The following is a 20,021-nucleotide window of genomic DNA, read 5'->3' on the forward strand; positions in this document are numbered from 1 at the left end:
TAGAAAAATGAGAATTTTGTATAATTTTAATTGATTATGATAGTAATTTCATTTTTAAAACACTTAGCATTGGTTATTGAATTGTTCTGATTTGGAACATCATAAAATAAAAAAAGGTCATGAAAATGATTTCATGACCTTGAGGATATAATGTAAAATTAATTTATTGAGGCTAATTTCTTTTAGCTCGTTTATATTGATTTGGCCATTCTAAATCCATTTTCAATTCTTTAGCAGCTTCTAATGGGAAATAGGGAGTTCTCAAAAATTCTCTAGCCATTAAAATAAGATCTGCCTTCTTGTTTTCTAATATTTCTTCTGCTTGCTGAGGTTCAACAATTAATCCTACGGCGCCTGTAAGAATATTGGCTTCACGTTTAATTCTTTCTGCAAAACCAACTTGATATCCTTTTTCAGCAGGAATTACAGCATCTGGTATCAATCCTCCAGAAGAACAATCTATAAGATCTACACCTTCTTCTTTTAAGAGCTTAGATAATTTTACAGATTCTTCAATGTTCCATCCGCCATCTGCCCAATCTGTAGCAGAAATTCTAACAAATAAAGGGAGTTCTTTTGGCCATACTTTTCTTATTTCTTTGGTAACTTCTAATACCAATCTACTTCTGTTCTCAAAAGATCCTCCATATTCGTCGGTTCTTTTATTGCTTAATGGTGATAAAAATTCATGTAATAAATATCCATGAGCAGCATGGATCTCAACCACTTTAAATCCTGCTTTATAAGATCTCTCTGCAGCTTCTTTGAAATCTGATATTACTTTATTTATTCCTTTTTTATCTAACTCTATAGGAGCAGGATCATTTTCATTAAAAGGAACGGCACTAGGTGCTACAGTTTCCCATCCACCATTTTCTGGTTGTACTCTGTTACCACCTTCCCAAGGTGGAGCACAAGAGGCCTTTCTTCCAGCATGCGCTAGTTGAATCCCAATTTGTGTGCCTTGAGCTTCTACAAAATCTACAATTTCTGCAAGTCCTTCTATATGTTCATCTTTCCAGATTCCCATATCTCTTGGAGTAATTCTTCCTTCAGGAGAGATTGATGCTGCTTCGGTAAGTATAAGACCGGCACCTCCCACAGCTCGGCTACCTAAATGTACCAAATGCCAGTTATTACTAAATCCATCTTCGCTACTATACATACACATTGGCGAAACGGTAAGTCTATTTTTTATATGTAGATCTCCAATTTGGATTGGAGAGAATAATGCAGGTTCTTTTGTACTCATAATGTCTTATATATTTTGAATTTAACTCAATTTTGATGTCATTTTAGTCGTAGAGTAGTAGGTACATTACTATATCAAACTATAAAATTGCCATAAAATATATGATTATACAAGATTGAAAATTACTGTATCACAAAATCAAAATACGTGTTTGGAAATGGCTCCCCTCGTAATGTAAAATGCCACCACTCTTCAGAATAAGATCTAAATCCATTCCTGCTCATCACCAATTTTAGAAGTTCTCTGTTCTTATGTTGTTTTGCTGTAATACTGGTGGTATACAAATGGGAAACTTCTCCAAACAAATCATAAGTTCCACCCATGTCTAGTTCTTCCAAGGTATTAGCATCAATAATTGTTAAGTCTATTGTAGAACCCCTGGAATGACCAGATCTTGTAGCAATATACCCTAGATTAAAAAGGTTGCGTTTGTCTAGCTCTGGATAGAACTCCTCTTTACCTATTGTATCTTCCGGTTTTTTTGCCCATTCTATAAAATAATTTACAGCTCGTTGAGGGCGATAGGCATCAAATATCTTTAAACACAACCCTCGAGCTTCTAATTCTAATTGTACGTTTTTTAGCGCTTCTGCAGCTTGTTTTGTAAGAATAACTTCAGCTTCATTATATCCAGGAAGAGGTCTTCCAACAAAATTATGAGTACCTGCATATCTTAGATCTACCTGAATATCTGGAATAACCTGCTTTACTTTTACAAATTCTTTTGGTACTGCATTTTCATTGCAAATCTGCAGATTTGTTATGATGAAGAGAGAAATCAGAAAAACAATATGCTTCATTTATAGCTTCAATTTTTTGGAAAGTTAATTAAAAAATGCGCTTTTGAGGGGGGTATCTTTTTAAGATATCAGATGCTTTACATATCTTGAGGCTTAAAAAAATTTATGGTTAGAAAATTTTCGATAATAGTGCTCGCAGCGGCACTCGCAACAGGCTGTAAGAGCCAGGATATAATTTCCGGTAAGAACGGTAAAAGTGCTCAAACCACAACAGAACAGAAAAAGAAAAGCAATGGTCTAAAATCTTATGCGGAGGTAATTACTAAAGAAGCTAAGTCTGATGAAGGCCTATTTACAACTCATCAGGTAGGAGATAAATTATATTTTGAGATTCCATTAACACTTTTTGAAAAAGATATGTTATTGGTTTCAAGAATTGCAAAAGTGCCTTCAGGTTATGGCGGAGGCTATGTAAATGCAGGTTCTAAAGTAAATGAACAGGTGGTGCGCTGGTATAAGCGAAATAACACTATAGATATGAAGGTGATAAGTTTTGAAAATCAAAGCGATGAAGAATCACCAATTTATAAGTCTGTTTCTGCAAATAACTTTTCTCCAATTCTCTTTAGTTCTAAAATAGAAGCTTATAGCACAGATTCTACTAAAGTTGTGATTGAAGTGGGGGAGCTTTTTGAATCTGAAGTTGCTGCTATAGATGGACTTTCTCCTTCACTTAGAAAAGAATACAAAGTTAAAAAGTTTGATAAAAGCAGGTCTTATATAGAATCTGCACATGCCTATCCTAAGAATGTTGAGGTAAGACATGTGATGACCTATGAGGCAGAAACACCACCGGAAAGAGATCAAGCCGGTACAATTTCACTTTTAATGAATCAATCTATGATCTTATTGCCAGATGATAAGATGCAACCAAGAATTGCAGATGATAGGGTGGGATGGTTTAGTGTTAAGAAGTATGATTATGATTCAGATCAGTTAAAATCTGATGATTATGAAATTATTAGACGATGGAGATTGGTTCCAAAAGATATGGAAGCTTATAAGCGCGGAGAATTGGTAGAACCTGTAAAGCCAATTGTATATTATCTAGATCCGGCAACTCCTTTAAAATGGCGGCCATATTTTAAACAAGGTATAGAAGATTGGAATACAGCATTTGAAGAGGCAGGATTTAAAAATGCAATTATCGCAAAAGATCCGCCTAGTAAAGAAGAAGATCCAGAGTTTAGTCCGGAAGATATAAGATATTCCGTAGTTAGATATGTAGCTAGTACTACCAGAAATGCTGTAGGCCCTTCAGTTATAGATCCTAGAACAGGAGAGATCATAGAAAGTGATATTATCTGGTACCACAATCATTTAAGATCTTATAGAAATAGATTTATGATAGAAGCTGGAGCTCAGAATCCTGCTGCAAGGAGTTTGAATACTCCGGAGAAAGAAATTGGAGAGATGATGCGTATGGTAATTGCGCATGAAGTGGGACATGCATTAGGCCTGCCACATAATATGAAGGCTAGTGCTGCGTACCCCACAGATTCTTTAAGATCTGCTAGTTTTACTCAAGAATACGGTCTAACTCCCTCTATCATGGATTATGCACGTGTAAACTATGTAGCTCAACCGGAAGATAAAGGGGTAAGATATATTAGAATGATGGGACCATATGACAAATATGCTATTAATTGGGGGTATAGATATTTGCCATCTACTCAAAATTCTAAAGCAGAAAAGAAGACCTTAGATGCATGGATCTTAGAAAAGTCTGGAGATCCTATCTATGAATTTGGTGGTGGATATGACGGTGTAGATCCTCAAGCTCAAAGAGAAAGTTTAGGTAAAGATCAGGTTAAGGCTAGTGAATACGGACTCGCAAATCTAAAAAGAGTAGTTCCAAACTTAGTAGAATGGACGGCTGCAGATGGTAAAAATTATGATGATCTAGAAGAAGTATATAAAGAGCTTATCAATCTATGGAGAGGATATATCTACCATGTAGTTACAAATGTTGGTGGTGTGTATGAGACCAGAAAAACTAGTGATCAAGACGGTTTGGTGTACGCCGCTGTTCCCAAAGAGATACAAAAGGATGCAGTTAAGTTTTTAAACCAAAATGCTTTTAACACCCCAGATTGGTTGTTAGAAAAAGATATTTTAAATAGAATTGAGGCTTCTGGTGCTATAGAAAGAATTCAGAATTTACAAACAAGATCATTAAGCTATCTTTTAGATGAAGGTAGAATTAAAAGAATGGTGAGCAATGAGCAAATGAATGCAAGAGACGCCTATAGCGCCGTAGAATTTATGGAAGATCTTAGAAAAGGAATCTTTTCAGAATTGTATGCTGGAAAGATGGTAGATGCTTATAGAAGAAACTTACAACGATCTTTTGTGGATACAGCAGCTCAATATGTGCAAGAATTAAAAGCTCAGGAAGATCAGAAAATCTTAAAGTCTGATGTTATTGCGCTAATGAGAGGAGAGATGCAGCGTCTAAAGTCTGATCTAAATTCAAGAAAGATGAGATCTTCAGTTCAATTAACTAGATTTCATTGGGCAGATCTAATTGCTAGAATAGATGCAGGTTTAAGAATAGAGTAGCAACTCAATAAATCTATATACATCTAATAAAAAAGAGGTAATTCCCATAAGAATTACCTCTTTTTTTATATGCATACCTCAAAATTAGATCTTACCATAGGTGTTTGCCATTCTAGGTGGGTCTGGAGAGATCCTGTCATTTTTAAACCAATTTTTCATTCTATTGTAATCTAAAAAGTAACTCACGCGTAAAGACAAACTATTTATCTGGGGCTGATCGAACAGTATGTTGAAATTATTAGAGAAATTAATTTTTGAATTTTCTATGTAACTGTCTATCGCATTTCTGTAAAGTAATGTTAGCTGGCTTCCCGGAGCGAACCACCACGAATATCTAAGATCTATGTTCCAACTATTATAAGTAGTGTCAAATGTATTCTCAAATCCATTTCGGAGATGCAAGGTGCCGTTAGGCTGTAGATTAAAAAATCGATCATATTGAACTTCGGTATAGTAATGTCTAAATGCCAGATTTAGCGCCATTTTATTATTGAAAATATATCTTGATTCTAAAGAATTTATAATGGTATTTCTATTTCTAGAACCTATTACGATCTCATCATCTAAAAGATCTACAAAACCTTGTTCCTTATCAGAAAGGCTAATAGTAGTAGAAAGTAGTACTTTAAATTTATCAGAAACTTGAAAGCTTGGATTCACATCGATATTTAAGATGCCACGTCCTTTTTCATCATATTTATACCAATCTGCAGACGCAGATAATCGTAGCTTTTTACGGTAATCTGTACTAAAATATATCCATTGGTCATAATAAGAAGGAAGCTCTAGATACCTTCCGGCTACGCGTGGTTCATAAATATCCTGTGTTCCTAATGGAGTAGTTTCAAAACCAAATCCAAAATTGAAGAATTCTTTTGTAGTAAAGCTCGAGTTAAAATTTAAGATCAGATTACTAAAAAGGTCTGGTTCTAATCTACGCTGATGGAAAACATTAAAGTTAAGGTACATTGTATTTAAGAAGCCTTTAGGTTGCAAATACCTATATCCATAATATCCGGAATAATTAATGTAATTGGTAAATCCTGAATATCCCAGGTCATTAATATCATAATCCTTACTTCTATAATCCATCTGAACATTCAATCGGTTCTTTCCATTAATCTTCGCAATTCCAAGAACTCCTTCTGTTCCAAATTTTGTTCCTTCATCCATTACCCAGCTACCTTCTGCATTCGCCCAATAATTCATGGTATTCTTTTTATTGGTAAGATCTAGATAGAGCCCGGTAGCGTTGGCATCTCTAAAGTTTCCATCTCTTGTAGTATTAGTATTTACAATAGATACAGAAGAATTCTCTCCAAAGCGTTGGTCTAGTACAAGTATGTTATAATTGGTTAGCGGTTCTACTAATTGTTTTCTGAAAGTATTATTCTCTGTATTTTTTATAGTAGCGTATGTCTTTTTGGTAACGGCATTGAAAAAACCTATTCCTAATCCGTTATCTGTTCTTCCAGAAATCTTTAACGCGTTCAAAAGATCTACTGTTGTAGGAAATGAGGTAAACTCTTCATTTTCCAATAATTCTGGTCTTCCAGAGGGGTTTCCTCCAACTCTTCTGGAGTAAAAAAGATTCCCTTTAGAAAATAATTCTGTCCCTTCAGTAAAGAAGGGTCTTTGCTCATTATACTGAACTTCAAAAGCAGAAAGGTTTAAGACAGCATCATCAAATTTGGTTTGTCCAAAATCGGGTATAAGTATCATGTCTAAGGTAAACGCATCATTAATTCCATATTTAAGATCCATTCCTCCATTCACACTTACCTCTGTAGTTCCATCATAATTATTCAGATATGTAGAAATGTAAGGTTGAAATGAGAGACGGGTAGGAGTGTTGATATTTTGAATTCCGTAGATCTCTCCATCGTAGATAGAAAAGGAACCTTTAGAATTATCTACAGGGCTCCAGCTATATCTAGCACCACTCCTTCTATACTCACGCTCCATATTTAATCCCCATTCCTGAATATTTTTCTTAGGGAATCTAAGCTCAGAGTATGGAATAAATATTTCTACAACCCAGTCTTTTTCATTTATTTGAACCGCACTATACCAAACCCCATTCCAACTGGAATCTTCATTATCGTTGGTCATTTTAGCGTCGTACTGTACCCCGGCAGCAGTTATTATAAACTGTAGACTTTGTTGTCTATCATTATAGCCATTTAAGAGAATAAAGAAAAAATCATCATTACCAATATTGTCACGTTCGGTTAGTTCTTTAGGGATATTTGCAATGTCTGGATCATTTAGGGTGGCTCCAAAATAAATACCCAGATCATCGTACACGATCTTTACATTGGTTTGAAGGCTATCTGGTATGGCAATTCCATTAGTAGGCGTTCGTTCTACAAAATTGGTAGCTATAGGTGCGTGTATCCATACTTCATCATCTAAAACCCCATCAATTTTTGGTGCATTAGCAATTCTAATGATATTTATTGATTTTCTGGGGATGGTATCATTTTCCTGTGCATAGTTAAGCTGAAAAATGAAGAAAGTGATGATGATGATTAATATAGATTTCATTGATGAAGTTTCTTAATAGACATCACTTTAGGTAAATTGTTGCAGAAAATATTGAATAATTAATTTAAAATTTACAAATCGCTATAATTTAGGAGAATATGAAGGTGATTTTTAGTGATCTTTGATCGGTCTTTTTGAGAGATAGAAATAAAAAAACCGTCATTTAAGACGGTTATACTAAAAAATGAAAAATAAGAATTATTAATTACTCCAAATCATCTGCAGCTTCTTCACCATTTACATCATCTGTATCGTGAATTTCTTCATCAATTTCTTGTTTCAATTTTTCAGCGCCTTCTTCCATTTTATCCCCGGCTTTTTCAGCACCTTCTTTAATGTCCTTTCCAATAGCTTTAGCAGCATCTTCAGTTTTTTGTTGGGTAGATTCTCTGCAAGAAGTTAGAGAACCGGTAATTCCGCAGATCATAAGTACTAATAAAAATTTTCTCATGGGTTTAGATTTTAGATATTAATTTAATTAAAAAAAGCCATCACAAAGAAATTTGAGATGGCTTTTTAAATATTATAGTGAAATACTATTGCATGTCGTCTGCAGCTTCTTCACCGTTAACGTCGTCAGTTCCTTGAACTTCTTCATTCATTTCATTAGATGCATCTTGTGCAGCTCCTTCAATTTCGTCTCCAGCAGCTTCAGTGTTGCTTTCAATGTCGTTTCCAACAGCTTCAACAGCATCTTCAGTTTTTTCTTCTGTAGTTTCTCTACAAGAGTAAAGAGATAAAGTTAAAACTGCTCCTAATAATAATAAAGATAATTTTTTCATTGTGAAATATGTTTAATTAGTTGAACAGCAAATTTAAACTAATTTTTAATTTTGCCAAGAACTCTTTTCAGTTAAATATTTCCAATATCTTTTAGGCACATGTTGTATGTGAAGGCGCATATTTACTCGAGATTTGATGTTTGTGCTTTTAAAATATTGTTGCCATAATTGTTCAAATTCTATCTCTTCCTCCTTATAAACTGCAGAATTTTGCACATTTAGATCATTATTTTTTGTAATTTCAAGACTTATATAGTTGGTTTTTTGCAAATTATAGTATAAGCCTATCTTTCTTTTAAGGTCATAAATTATCCAATTTTGATCTGCATATCTTCTTTCAAAATGATCTAATATAATTGGAAGCACATTAAAATCTGGCTCCATAACGGCAAAGAATATATCATCTTTTGTAAGCTTAAATCTTATAAAAGCTTCCATTCTATGCTTCTCCCGATGTACCATTTTTACGATCTGCTGAATTTCGAGAACAACAGGATTAGAAAAATCCTTATCTACAGGAATTTTAGAGAAAAATATAAGCTTTATATAACTTAATAATTTCATCTCAATGCCCAATTGCTCGCTCAGGAAAGCGTAATGAACTTTTCTTAAAACTGCTGAAGACCCTTTTTTTATAAGACCGGAAGTGACTCTTTTTGCTTTAGAATTATCTGTTAGGACATTTTCTATAGTAGAGAACATATCGGGTTGTAGTTGCTCTGAATATGAAATTCCCAGCACATTAATTTTCTCATCGAAGATTTGAAAAATGCAAGTGAGAAAGCCTTCAAAGCTGCCGTCATAACTTAAATGAACTGGTTTTGTTACCATTTAGCTTCAAATAAACTTAATTGATTGCTGTAATCTTTTCTGAATTTTGATGCAGAATTCTGTAATATGAGTCCTTTTATCTTTACTGCTGTGAGGTCTCTTTTTTCAAAATCTCGAGAATCGCACGTTATAAAATATTTTGCTCTGTTTATAGCAATACCAATCTTTTTAAGATGATCCCAATTTAACTTGCTATATCTTCTTGCTTCAATTATTTTGTAAACAGACTTAAGACCTATTCCCGGAATTCTTGTGATAAGGCTTTTATCTGCTCTATTAATATCTATAGGGAACATGTCTAAATTTCTTAATGCCCAGCTAAGCTTTGGATCTATTTCTAAGTCTAGGTTTTGATTCTCCTCATTTAGAAGTTCTCGAATGTCGAATCCGTAAAACCTAAGCAACCAATCTGTTTGATACAATCTATTCTCTCTAAGCAGCGGCACCGGGCTTCCTAAAGCAGGCAGTCTGGAATCTTGAGCGATTGGAATATATCCTGAATAGTATACTCGCTTCATCTGGAATTTCTTGTAATAATAAGCTGCAGAATACATCACGTCTCTATCACTTTCTCCGGTAGCCCCAACTATCATTTGAGTGCTTTGCCCTGCCGGTGCATATTTAGGAGTGCTTCGAATCAATTTTTTTTCGTTTTGATAAATTTGAATACTATTTTTAACCGCTTCCATAGGTTTTATAAAGTCTTCATGCTTTTTATCTGGTGCCAATAATTTTAATCCTGAAATGGTTGGGATCTCAATGTTTACCGAAAGCCTATCGGCGTAAAGACCGGCTTCTCTCATTAACTCGTCACTGGCTCCAGGTATAGATTTTAGATGTATATAACCATTGAAGTTTTCTTCTAATCTCAGTTTTTTAGCCACTTGCACCAAACGCTCCATGGTATGATCTGGACTTTTAAAGATCCCGGAACTTAAGAATAAGCCTTCTATATAATTTCTTCTATAAAAGTTCATGGTAAGACTCACTACTTCTTCCACTTTAAATGCGGCCCTTTTTATATCGTTACTTTTTCTGGTAACGCAATAGGCACAATCAAAAATACAGTGGTTAGTTAATAATATTTTGAGAAGCGATACACATCTACCATCTTCTGTATAGCTATGGCAAATTCCCACGCCATCACTGTTACCCAATCCCTTATTTTTGTTAGATCTTTTGCTACCGCTACTGGAGCATGATATATCATACTTTGCAGCATCTGCCAGAATATCTAATTTTTCTTTTATTCTTTCGAAAGACATATTTTTAAGATTTGGTTTGAACTTCTTTTCGTTCTTCTAAACTTTTCATTTTTTCCAATCGGTGGCCTGTAGCCAAATTTTCTTCAGCAAAACGTGGATCTGTGATATAGGCTTCTTTTCTCATCTTACTGACTTCAATACTCAAAAAATCAAATTCTTCGGTTACTTTTCCATAGAGAGCATAAACTCCGGGGCCTCTAAAACTGAATTTCTTTGCTACTGGTGGAAACAGGATCGTATCAAAAAATTGACCTTCGCTATCTATAAAAGTTCCAAAATGCATGCGATCTCCTTTAGCAGTTTTGGTGTTTTTAACGGTCACCAAATAGCCGTAGATCAAAATATTCTTATTTAAAAAATCTTTAAGATCTTTCTGGCCGTGTGTGGTTTTAGGATCTTCTTTTAGAAGTTCAAAATGACCACACAAAGGGAATCCTAAAAGCTCTATTTGCTCAAAAGCTTCTTCTAAACTGGTAGTGTTAAGTGCAGGAAGTGTAAAATCTTTATGCTTCGGAACAAAAAGTGGTAACTGGTCTGGACGTTTTGGAGCTTTGCTAAGCTTAAAATGAGCTTCCCATAAGAGCTTATATTTATCTACTCCTGTAAACCGAAAAGCGTTGATTCTTATAAGAATGCTTAATTGCTCAATCCCAATACTTACTCTATTAATAAAATCTTCTAAAGATTTAAAAGCACCATGAAAATTTCTATTTTCTATAATTCTTTGTGCGGCGCGCTGCTCCAATTCTTTTAGATATCCAAAGCCCAGATAGATGGTTTTCCCGTGTATGGTATTATGAAAATCTCCTTTATTTATACAAGGTGGTTCTATAGTAGCCCCCTGCATTTTAGCCTCATGCACATACATCTCTGGAGAATAAAAGCCCCCGCCATTATTAAGGGTTGCCACCATATATTCTAATGGGAAATAAGTTTTTAAAAATAAACTCTGATAGCTTTCTACAGCATAGCTGGCAGAGTGGCCTTTAGCAAAAGCATATCCTGCAAAACTTTTTATCTGATCCCAAACTTCAAAAATGGTCTTCTCTGCTATTTTCTTTTCTTTACAATTAGAAATGAACTTTTCTTCTACCTGCTGAAATTCTGCTCTGGAACGATACTTCCCGCTCATTCCTCTTCTTAGCACATCTGCTTCTCCTAAGCTAAGTCCGGCAAAGTAATGTGCTACTTTTATCACATCTTCTTGATAGACCATAATTCCATAAGTATCGGGCATAATACGAGCCAGTTCTGGGTGCGCATTGCTGCGGCGTTCTGGGTATCTATGTCTCATAATATATTCTCGCATCATTCCGCTTTTAGCAACACCGGGTCTAATAATAGAACTTGCTGCTACCAAACCTAAATACGTATCGGTTTGAAGTTTTCTTAGCAACATGCGCATCGCCGGAGACTCCACGTAAAAACATCCAATACAAGAAGCTTCCCTAACCAGCTTGTTAATATTAGGATCCTGTTTCATTTTATGTATGTCGTGAATATCAAAAGGAGCAGCATTTGGCTGATTTTGTGCAATAATTTCTAAAGAATCTCTAATCTTTCCTAAACCCCGCTGCGCTAGGATATCAAACTTATATAAGCCAACATCTTCGGCAATTACCATATCAAATTGTACCGTAGGAAATCCTTTTGGAGGCAGGTCTAAAGCAGAAAAATAGGTGAGGGGTTTGTCTGAAATTAAGATACCTCCAGCATGTATACTAATGTAATTTGGCATTCCCTGAATAAGATCACCATATTTTAATACGATCTTATGTAAGTTGTCTATTTCAGATTTTGGAAGATATCCATCACATAGTTTGTCTATATCTTCTTTTGGCAATCCAAAAACCTTTCCTAATTCTCGTATCACTGCTTTGTATTGAAAGGTGTTATAAGTTGCTAACAGCGCAGTATTCGGAAACTCTTCAAAAATAAATCGGGTGATATCTGCTCTGTCATTCCAGGCAAAATCTATATCAAAATCTGGCGGACTCGTTCTGTATTCATTGATAAAACGCTCAAAATATAGATCGAGTTCTATGGGATCTACCTCGGTGATCTGCAGTAAATAAGCAACAATACTATTGGCGCCACTTCCTCTACCTACATAAAAATATCCTTTTTCACGAGCATATTCACAAATGCGCCAATTCAGAAGAAAATAAGAGACAAAGTTCAATTGCTTGATCACCTTCAGTTCAGAATTCATACGGGTATAAACCTCTTCTTTAGCTTCAGGATATCTAAAGGATACCGCTTTCTGGCATAATTCATCTAGCAATTGCTCATCAGACGCTCTGCTTTCCCTAAATATCTGCTGATTTTGAGGCTTCCTATTTGCTGAAAAATCAAAATGAATTTGACACTCGTCTAGTAATTTCTGAGTATTCTCCAGTATAAATGGAAAGTCTTCAAATTTTTCTTTCAACTGTTTTAGCGGAAGCATTCTTTCATCGATACCTGCCTGCTCTTCTGGCTGAAGTTTGCTTAGAATAGTATTGTTATCTATAGCGCGTAAAAGTCGATGCGCATTAAAATCTCTTTTATTTCTAAAGGTTACAGGCTGCAACACCACCAATTTTGTGGTGAGTTCTCTCAGTTTTGAAAATCTAAGTTTTCGCAATTCGTTTATAGAAACCCCTATAAATTCATTGGGTTGAAATTGAGTGATCTCTGCCGCCATGATCTTCTCGAACGGATAGATCACAAAAGCTTCTTTAAATGCAGGAGCTTTTTCCGGGATCGTAGATTTTTGATGCAGATGTATAGATAGATAATCGTTAAGTTCTTTAAAACCGTCGTTATTTTTAGCAATGGCGACAAATTGTTGCTGTGCACCATTTCTAAAATCAATTCCCAATACAGGTACTATGTTATATTCTGAAGCTTTTCTTACAAAATTTAAACATGCAGAAGTATTGTTGATATCTGTAAGTACCAACTTTTGAACATGATTTTCCTTGGCCAGTTCCAGTAAATCAATTTCTGAAAAAGTGCCGAAGCGCATGCTGTAATATGTGTGGTTATTTAGATACACGTTAGTATTGAGTATTGAGTAATTAGTATTTAGTGGTTGTTTTTTGTTGATATTTTGGTGCTTATATTTTTTTCATTCTAGCTTTAAAATTTTTTCTCAATTCTCAATTACTGTTTTCTATGTGCTAGTACCACCGGTGGTTCTCCGTTAAAAGGATTGGTAAAGCGGCCAATGGTTTTTGCACCCATGGAGGCTGCCCGTATCACACTTCTGTCTCCATACCTGTTTCTTATTTTATCCATTGCATTATAGAGGTGAAGTACATCTTCATTGTCATCAAATAGATTGATCTGATAATTTCCTCCTGCTAAATGGCTAAATCTTATTCCTATTAAGCGTACCAGCAACCTTCGGTTATAAAGCTTTTTAAAAATATCTTGTACAAGCGGGATCAAAACATGGTCTGCACTGGTATAGGGTATTTTAAGCTGCTTAGTATACGTATTGAAATCTGAATATCGAATCTTTACCGCTACACAAGAAGTAAGTTTATCTCCACGCCTTAATTGATACGCGAGATTTTCTGTCATAGCAATTAAGATGGCAGAAAGTCGCTGTACGTCTATAGTATCCTTATCAAAAGTTCGCTCTGTAGAAATAGATTTACGCTCTGAATAGGGAATAACGGGGGTATGATCTACTCCCTGTGCTCTGTTCCAAATAGTAGTACCGTTAGACCCTAAAACCTTCTGCATCATTTCCAGCGGCATCTCCTGAATGGTCTTGATCTGGCGTACTCCTAAATTCCGAAGGGTTTGATAAGTTTTATCTCCCACCATAGGAATCTTTTTTACAGAAAGAGGTGCTAAAAACTCTTTTTCAAAACCAGAATCTATTTTGAGCTGATTGTTAGGTTTTGCCTCATTGGTAGCTACTTTAGATACGATCTTGTTCACAGAAAGGCCAAAAGAGATTGGAAGTCCGGTTTCTCGGGTGATCTTTTTTCTCAATTCTGAAGCATATTTATAACAACCAAAAAAGCGATCCATTCCGGTGAGATCTGCGTAAAACTCATCGATGCTCGATTTTTCAAATAGCGGAACATCGATCTTGATAATATCGGTTACATCTTTAGAATATTTGGTATACGTGCTTGCGTTTCCTCTAATAACTGTAGCCTCCGGGCAGAGTTGTTTAGCTAATTTCATAGACATTCCGGAGTGCACCCCAAAAGCACGCGTTTCATAACTACAAGCAGCAACCACTCCACGATCACTAGTACCACCCACCAATAATGGCCTGTGTTGAAGGCGCGTATCTATTAACCTTTCTACAGAAACATAGAAAGTATCAAGATCTAGATGTAACACGGTTTTTTCCATAACTTTTATATCTTCCTTTCTATAACAGTGTTATTTGGAATCTTTACAAAATTATGGAATAATTCCATGAAATAGGAAATAATCCAATGTTAAAATTGGACTTATTCCAAAAAAAGTTATATTTGTGTATGGGAACAGATGTAACACTGGAGGTTAAGCGTTTTAAAGAAATTCGTGAAGACCATAATTTCACTCAGACCGAGTTTGCGGAATTACTGGGAATTAAAAATTCTACTGCTGATATTGAGCGTGGAAGAACAAAACTATCTGGCAAGATGGTAGCAGAATTATTGCGCCAGTTTGGGGTGAATCCGCTTTGGATCTTTGGAGATAGCAATCAGAAATTCTTACCAATTAATAGAGGAGATGTAAGTCCTAAGGTGGTTACTGTAAATAGTGGGGAAGAAGAGAATATTGTGTTGGTAAATCAAAAGGCGGCAGCCGGATATCCTCATAATGTTCAAGATGTAGAGTGGTATCATCAACTTCCTGCTTTCGATATTCCTTTACCAGAATATCGAAATGCCAGTTATAGAGGATTCCAAGTGGAAGGAGATAGTATGATGCCTAATCTAAGACCCGGAGAATGGGTGTTAGGGAAAGCTATTTCCAGTGTTAATGAAGTGAGTTATAGTAAGATTTATGTAGTAGTATTATATGATTCTGTACTGGTAAAGAAAATTCAGAAATTAGAAGACCCACAAAAAGCCGTGCTAATCTCTTTAAATGAAGAATATGCACCCATTCAAATTCAGGTAAATGATATTCAAGAACTGTGGCAAATTAATAGTAAATTGACTTTTAGTGTAGATGCTACTTCAGAAAGTGGGTTGTTAAGACAATTACAACAATCTATGGATGAGCTTAAAAGCGAGTTCAAAACTTTAAAACAATAAAAAAATCCATCCCTTTAGAGGATGGATTTTTTGGTTTAAGTTGGATTGAAAATGCTAGTTAATCTACTGCATCTTCAACATCATCTGCTACTTTCTCTACAGTAGATTTCTCTCTGCAAGAAGTAAAGGCAATACTCGTTGTAAAAGTAAGTGCCATCAATAAGATTAATCTTTTCATAATTTAAGTTTTAAAACATTCAATTGGTTAGTTGAACTTAAGAAAGCTTAAAAAAAAGCGATATTACATATCGTCATTTCCTTCAACTTCATCTTCTATTTCGTTAGCTGCATTATCAACTGCATCTCCTGCATCGTTTGCTGCATCTTCAACATCATCTGCCACGTCGTCCATGTCATCTTCAACATCATCCATATCATCGCTTACCTCCATTTTATCGTCAGTGTCTGCAGTGTTGGTATCTCTACATGAAGTGAAAACTGCAGATAAAGAAAAAGCTGTTGCTAATACTAGAATTGATTTTTTCATAATTATTTGTTTTATCAGGTTTAATATTGGTTAGTTCGTTTATTTATTAATTAGCAATAATATATAAAATTAAGTAAATTTCAATATAAAATGTAAGAATATACAATTAATTGTCGTCTCCTATGGTTTCGATCCTTTTATCGATTTCTTTATTAACCTCTCCATCTACCTTTTTAGCAGTTCTTTCTAAGATCCCTTCTTTTTCTTCTGCTTCTACTTTTACAGGTTCTGCCTTTTCAACTCTAACTTCACGTACTATGGTCTCTTTCTCTACATTGTCTCTACACGAAGTAAGACTTGCAGCTGTAGTTACTAGTAACGCGGTTATGTATATAACTCGTTTCATACTATAAAATTTGCGATTTGTAAAGGTCGAAATTACTACTATTAAGCTATGGGCAGTCTCGTTTTTAGAATATTTTAATATAAATTAAAATGAAATTTAGTTTTCAGCCTACATTTCATGAGTTTTTAACGCTGTATTTTTTAAATATTTACGCACCATTTCTGTAGCTCCTATATTTTCTTGAATATAGCTTTTCGAAATTCTTCCTGTTTCAGCTCTAAATGCTTGATCACAAAGTAGTTTATTTACAATTAATGTGAAATCTTCAGTGTCTGATACAGAATATAGTCCTTGAAGTTCTTTTAGCTGAACAGCTTCCGGGAACTTATTGAAATTCTTTCCTATAATAATAGGTATCCCAAAGGTTGCCGGTTCTAAGATGTTATGCAGCCCTGTATTACCAGCAGCGCCCCCTACGTAGGCAATATCTGCGTAATGATAGATCTTACTCAAAAGACCAATTGTATCTATTATAAATACATCGTAATCTTGTATAGCCTTGTTGTTTTTTTCTGAAAATAAAAGAGTTTTCTTAGTAAGCTTACTCCTAAAACTAGCTATTTGATTTGCCTTGATCTGATGTGGTGCTATGATAAATTTTACGTTGGCAGAAGAATTGTTTATGAGTTCATGTAACATAAGTTCATCTTCAGGCCATGTACTTCCTGCCACTACACATGATTTATCTGCTTTGAAGGTTTCTATGAAATCTAATTTGTTATTGTGAGATAACTGTTTGGCAACTCTATCAAATCTTGTATCTCCACTAACGTTTACATTATTAAAACCTATCGAATTTAAAAGCTCTTTTGACCTTAAATTCTGAACAAAGAAATGCTCGAAGGTTTCGAGATATTTTATCATCCATTTGCCGTATGCTTTAAAGAAAACCATATCTTCTCTAAATCCACCAGAGATAAGCAAAGTTCTTATACCTCGATCCTTAAGTTCTGAGAGATAATTAGGCCAGAATTCATATTTAATAAAGAATACAAGATCTGGATGAGCCAGATCTAAGAATTGGTTGGCATTTGCTGCAGTATCTAATGGTAAGTATACTATAGCATCTGCAACATTAGAGTTTTTCTTTATTTCATATCCGGAAGGAGAGAAAAAGCTAACTACAATTTTATGTGATGGGTATAAGTCTTTAACAATTTCTATTATTGGTAATCCTTGTTCAAATTCTCCTAAAGATGCGGCGTGAAACCATATTACAGCATCATTGCTCTTAATTTTGTCTTTCAAAATAGAAAAGGTTTCCTTTCTTCCATTTACAAAAAGTTTCATCTTTTCACTAAAAATGGAGGTAATGGGAAGCAAGCTTTTAATGATCTCAATTAATATGTTATAAGCTAGTTTCAATCGATTTTATTTTAGAGGCTAAAATACCGCTTTCCTAAAAATAGCATTGGTGAAAGGGGCTATATTTTGTATTTTCGTTGTCTTAGAATTAAAGATACATGAAAAAGATACAAATGGTTGACCTTCAGGGTCAGTATAGTCTTATTAAAGATCAGGTTAATAATTCTCTTCAGGAAATAATGGAAACTTCGGCATATATAAATGGACCGGAAGTTCAGGCCTTTCAGAAGGAATTAGAGGAATATTTAGGAGTAAAACATGTAATTCCATGTGCCAATGGAACTGATGCATTACAAATTGCAATGATGGGATTAGATCTTAAGCCCGGAGATGAGGTTATAACGGCAGATTTTACATTTGCTGCTACTGTAGAAGTTATTGCACTCTTACAACTTACTCCTGTTTTGGTTGATGTAGAACCAGATACGTTTAATATAGATCCGGAAGCAATTAGAAGAGCAATTACACCAAAAACAAAAGCTATAGTTCCGGTACATTTGTTCGGGCAAACTGCAAATATGAATACTATTATGGAAATTGCTAAAGAGCATGATCTTTATGTTATTGAAGATAATGCACAGGCAATTGGAGCAGATTTTCATTCTAAAGAGGCAAAAACCTACAAAACCGGGACTATAGGGCATGTTGGGTCTACATCATTTTTCCCTTCTAAAAATCTTGGAGCGTATGGAGATGGGGGAGCTATCTTTACTAATGATGATGATCTAGCACATATAATTCGTGGTATTGTAAATCATGGTATGTACGAGAGATATCATCATGATGTGGTTGGAGTAAATTCTAGATTAGATAGTTTTCAGGCAGCTGTTTTAAGGGCAAAGCTACCAAACTTAGATATGTATAACGAAGCTAGAAAAAAGGCGGCGTTTATGTATAATGATTATTTTAAAGGGCAAGAACATATTCAGATTCCATTTAGATCTGGAGATTGTGATACTCATGTATTCCATCAATACACATTAAAGATCACTAATGGAAAGCGAGATGCATTGGTGAAACATTTAAATGAAAAGGGAATTCCGTGTGGTGTTTATTACCCAATTCCTTTACATAGTCAAAAAGCATATGTAGATGCAAGATATAATGAAGCAGATTTCCCGGTTACCAATCAGTTAGTGAAGGAAGTTATTTCTTTACCTATGCATACAGAGTTAGAGGAAGACCAAATAGAGCTGATCTGTAAAACGGTAATAGATTTTGTAAACTCTTAAATTTTTAAATATGAAGAAACTATTATTGTTTTGCATTGGAATAGCATGCTCCGGAGTAATTAACGCTCAGGATATCTATATTCAAAGTGGTAAACTTATAGATACTAAAAATGGAAAAGTTCTCAATGAAAAGACCATAATAGTTTCTGGAAATACTATAAAAAGTATTGAAAATGGATTTGTAGCACCAGCTACAGAGGCAGATAGTTTAATAGACCTTAGAACCATGACAGTTCTTCCCGGACTTACAGATATGCACGTACATCTGGAAGGGCAATCCAATCCAACTGAATATCTGGAAGAATTTACAAGTAATGAGCCAGATGTGGCATTTAGATCTGTAGGTTTTGCTAAAAGTACGCTTTTAGCGGGGTTTACTTCGGTAAGAGATCTAGGAGGAAGCGGTGTAAATATAGCTTTAAGAAATGCTATTAATAAAAAGGAGATCTCTGGTCCAAGAATTTTTACTGCCGGTAAATCATTAGCCTCTACTGGAGGTCATGCAGACCCTACCAATGGTAGAAGCAGAGATCTTATGGGAGATCCGGGACCTAAAGAAGGTGTGGTGAATAATGTAGATGATGCTAGAAAAGCGGTTAGGCAACGTTATAAAAATGGCGCAGACCTTATTAAAATAACTGCAACTGGAGGGGTTCTTAGTGTGGCGAAAAGTAGTTCTAATCCTCAGTTTACTTTAGAAGAGATAAAGGCAATTACAGAAACTGCTAAAGATTATGGTTTTCATGTTGCAGCTCATGCACATGGAGATGATGGGATGCAAAGAGCTGTAAAAGGTGGTGTTCTTACTATTGAACATGGTACTTTAATGAGTGAAGAAACCATGGAAGTGATGAAACAATATAAAGCTTATTTAGTACCAACAATTACAGCAGGAAAAGAAGTAACAGAGAATGCAAAGAACAAAAATTACTATCCTGCTATTGTAGTCCCTAAAGCCTTAGAAATAGGACCAAAGATTCAGAATACATTTTCTAAAGCCTATAAAAAAGGAGTGATGATCGCCTTTGGAACAGATGCAGGAGTGTATCCGCATGGAGAGAATGCAAGAGAATTTAGTTATATGGTAGAGGCAGGAATGCCGGCAATGGAAGCAATACAAAGTGCTACGATTACCCCTGCAAAGATCTTAAATATTGAAAATAGCTCTGGGCAAATAGCGCCTGGATTTTATGCTGATATTATAGCCGTACAGGAAGATCCTACTCAAAATATAAAGACGTTGGAAAATGTACGGTTTGTAATGAAAGACGGCAAGACCTATAAAAATCTTTAG

16 protein-coding genes are annotated in these 20,021 nt (G+C 35.0%); 4 read left to right on the plus strand and 12 right to left on the minus strand.

Annotation, left to right across the window (positions count from 1 at the left end; genetic code table 11):
- Positions 1-172: 172 nt before the first annotated feature.
- Both namA and P163_RS08710 read right to left on the minus strand, forming a co-directional pair.
- On the minus strand, positions 173-1,252 hold the full coding sequence (namA, locus tag P163_RS08705) for an NADPH dehydrogenase NamA (RefSeq protein ID WP_034889692.1): 1,080 nt from the start codon (positions 1,250-1,252) through the stop codon (positions 173-175).
- Positions 1,253-1,374: 122 nt separating this feature from the next.
- A complete protein-coding gene (locus P163_RS08710; RefSeq protein ID WP_034889695.1) occupies positions 1,375-2,052 on the minus strand; it encodes a M15 family metallopeptidase in 678 nt (225 codons plus the stop codon).
- 105 nt (positions 2,053-2,157) lie between these two features.
- On the opposite strand from P163_RS08710, the gene P163_RS08715 reads away from it, so the two are divergent.
- Positions 2,158-4,614 carry a zinc-dependent metalloprotease gene (locus P163_RS08715; protein WP_034889698.1) on the plus strand — a complete coding sequence of 819 codons (2,457 nt, stop codon included), beginning with the start codon at positions 2,158-2,160 and terminating at the stop codon, positions 4,612-4,614.
- An 84-nt stretch (positions 4,615-4,698) separates the two neighbouring features.
- On the opposite strand, the gene P163_RS08720 is transcribed toward P163_RS08715, so the two are convergent.
- The 7 genes from P163_RS08720 to dinB all read right to left on the minus strand — a co-directional run bounded on the left by P163_RS08720 (position 4,699) and on the right by dinB (position 14,401).
- A complete protein-coding gene (locus P163_RS08720; protein WP_051931193.1) occupies positions 4,699-7,161 on the minus strand; it encodes a DUF5916 domain-containing protein in 2,463 nt (820 codons plus the stop codon).
- A 205-nt stretch (positions 7,162-7,366) separates the two neighbouring features.
- Positions 7,367-7,612 (minus strand): hypothetical protein, encoded by a 246-nt coding sequence (locus tag P163_RS08725; protein WP_034889701.1) that lies wholly within the window; start codon positions 7,610-7,612, stop codon positions 7,367-7,369.
- An 85-nt stretch (positions 7,613-7,697) separates the two neighbouring features.
- Positions 7,698-7,943 carry a hypothetical protein gene (locus tag P163_RS08730; protein WP_034889704.1) on the minus strand — a complete coding sequence of 82 codons (246 nt, stop codon included), beginning with the start codon at positions 7,941-7,943 and terminating at the stop codon, positions 7,698-7,700.
- A gap of 45 nt (positions 7,944-7,988) precedes the next feature.
- A complete protein-coding gene (locus P163_RS08735; protein WP_034889706.1) occupies positions 7,989-8,774 on the minus strand; it encodes a TIGR03915 family putative DNA repair protein in 786 nt (261 codons plus the stop codon).
- Positions 8,768-10,039 (minus strand): putative DNA modification/repair radical SAM protein, encoded by a 1,272-nt coding sequence (locus P163_RS08740; protein ID WP_034889710.1) that lies wholly within the window; start codon positions 10,037-10,039, stop codon positions 8,768-8,770. Before P163_RS08740 ends, P163_RS08735 begins: the two co-directional genes overlap by 7 nt.
- 4 nt (positions 10,040-10,043) lie before the next feature.
- Entirely contained in the window at positions 10,044-13,079 is a 3,036-nt protein-coding gene (locus P163_RS08745; protein WP_051931194.1) for a DNA polymerase III subunit alpha, read from the minus strand.
- A 107-nt stretch (positions 13,080-13,186) separates the two neighbouring features.
- Positions 13,187-14,401, minus strand: coding sequence for a DNA polymerase IV (gene dinB, locus P163_RS08750; protein ID WP_034889713.1), 1,215 nt, complete (start codon positions 14,399-14,401; stop codon positions 13,187-13,189).
- A gap of 128 nt (positions 14,402-14,529) precedes the next feature.
- Between dinB and P163_RS08755 the strand changes: the two genes are divergently transcribed.
- Positions 14,530-15,297, plus strand: a complete 768-nt coding sequence (locus tag P163_RS08755; protein ID WP_034889716.1) for an XRE family transcriptional regulator — start codon at positions 14,530-14,532, stop codon at positions 15,295-15,297.
- A 241-nt stretch (positions 15,298-15,538) separates the two neighbouring features.
- Here the strand turns inward: P163_RS08755 and P163_RS08760 are convergent, their stop codons facing one another.
- The 3 genes from P163_RS08760 to P163_RS08770 all read right to left on the minus strand — a co-directional run bounded on the left by P163_RS08760 (position 15,539) and on the right by P163_RS08770 (position 17,495).
- The gene (locus P163_RS08760; protein ID WP_034889719.1) at positions 15,539-15,784 is read right to left on the minus strand and encodes a hypothetical protein; all 246 of its coding nucleotides are present in this window, start codon (positions 15,782-15,784) and stop codon (positions 15,539-15,541) included.
- A 106-nt stretch (positions 15,785-15,890) separates the two neighbouring features.
- Positions 15,891-16,130 carry a hypothetical protein gene (locus tag P163_RS08765; protein ID WP_034889722.1) on the minus strand — a complete coding sequence of 80 codons (240 nt, stop codon included), beginning with the start codon at positions 16,128-16,130 and terminating at the stop codon, positions 15,891-15,893.
- A 108-nt stretch (positions 16,131-16,238) separates the two neighbouring features.
- Complete coding sequence (locus P163_RS08770; protein WP_034889725.1) at positions 16,239-17,495, minus strand: 3-deoxy-D-manno-octulosonic acid transferase; 1,257 nt, start codon at positions 17,493-17,495, stop codon at positions 16,239-16,241.
- 98 nt (positions 17,496-17,593) lie between these two features.
- Between P163_RS08770 and P163_RS08775 the strand changes: the two genes are divergently transcribed.
- Together P163_RS08775 and P163_RS08780 are read left to right on the plus strand one after the other, a co-directional pair.
- Positions 17,594-18,727, plus strand: coding sequence for a DegT/DnrJ/EryC1/StrS family aminotransferase (locus tag P163_RS08775; protein WP_034889728.1), 1,134 nt, complete (start codon positions 17,594-17,596; stop codon positions 18,725-18,727).
- A gap of 10 nt (positions 18,728-18,737) precedes the next feature.
- Entirely contained in the window at positions 18,738-20,021 is a 1,284-nt protein-coding gene (locus tag P163_RS08780) for a metal-dependent hydrolase family protein (protein WP_034889732.1), read from the plus strand.

The sequence above is a fragment of the Gillisia sp. Hel_I_29 genome, assembly GCF_000744275.1.
Classification (GTDB): domain Bacteria; phylum Bacteroidota; class Bacteroidia; order Flavobacteriales; family Flavobacteriaceae; genus Gillisia.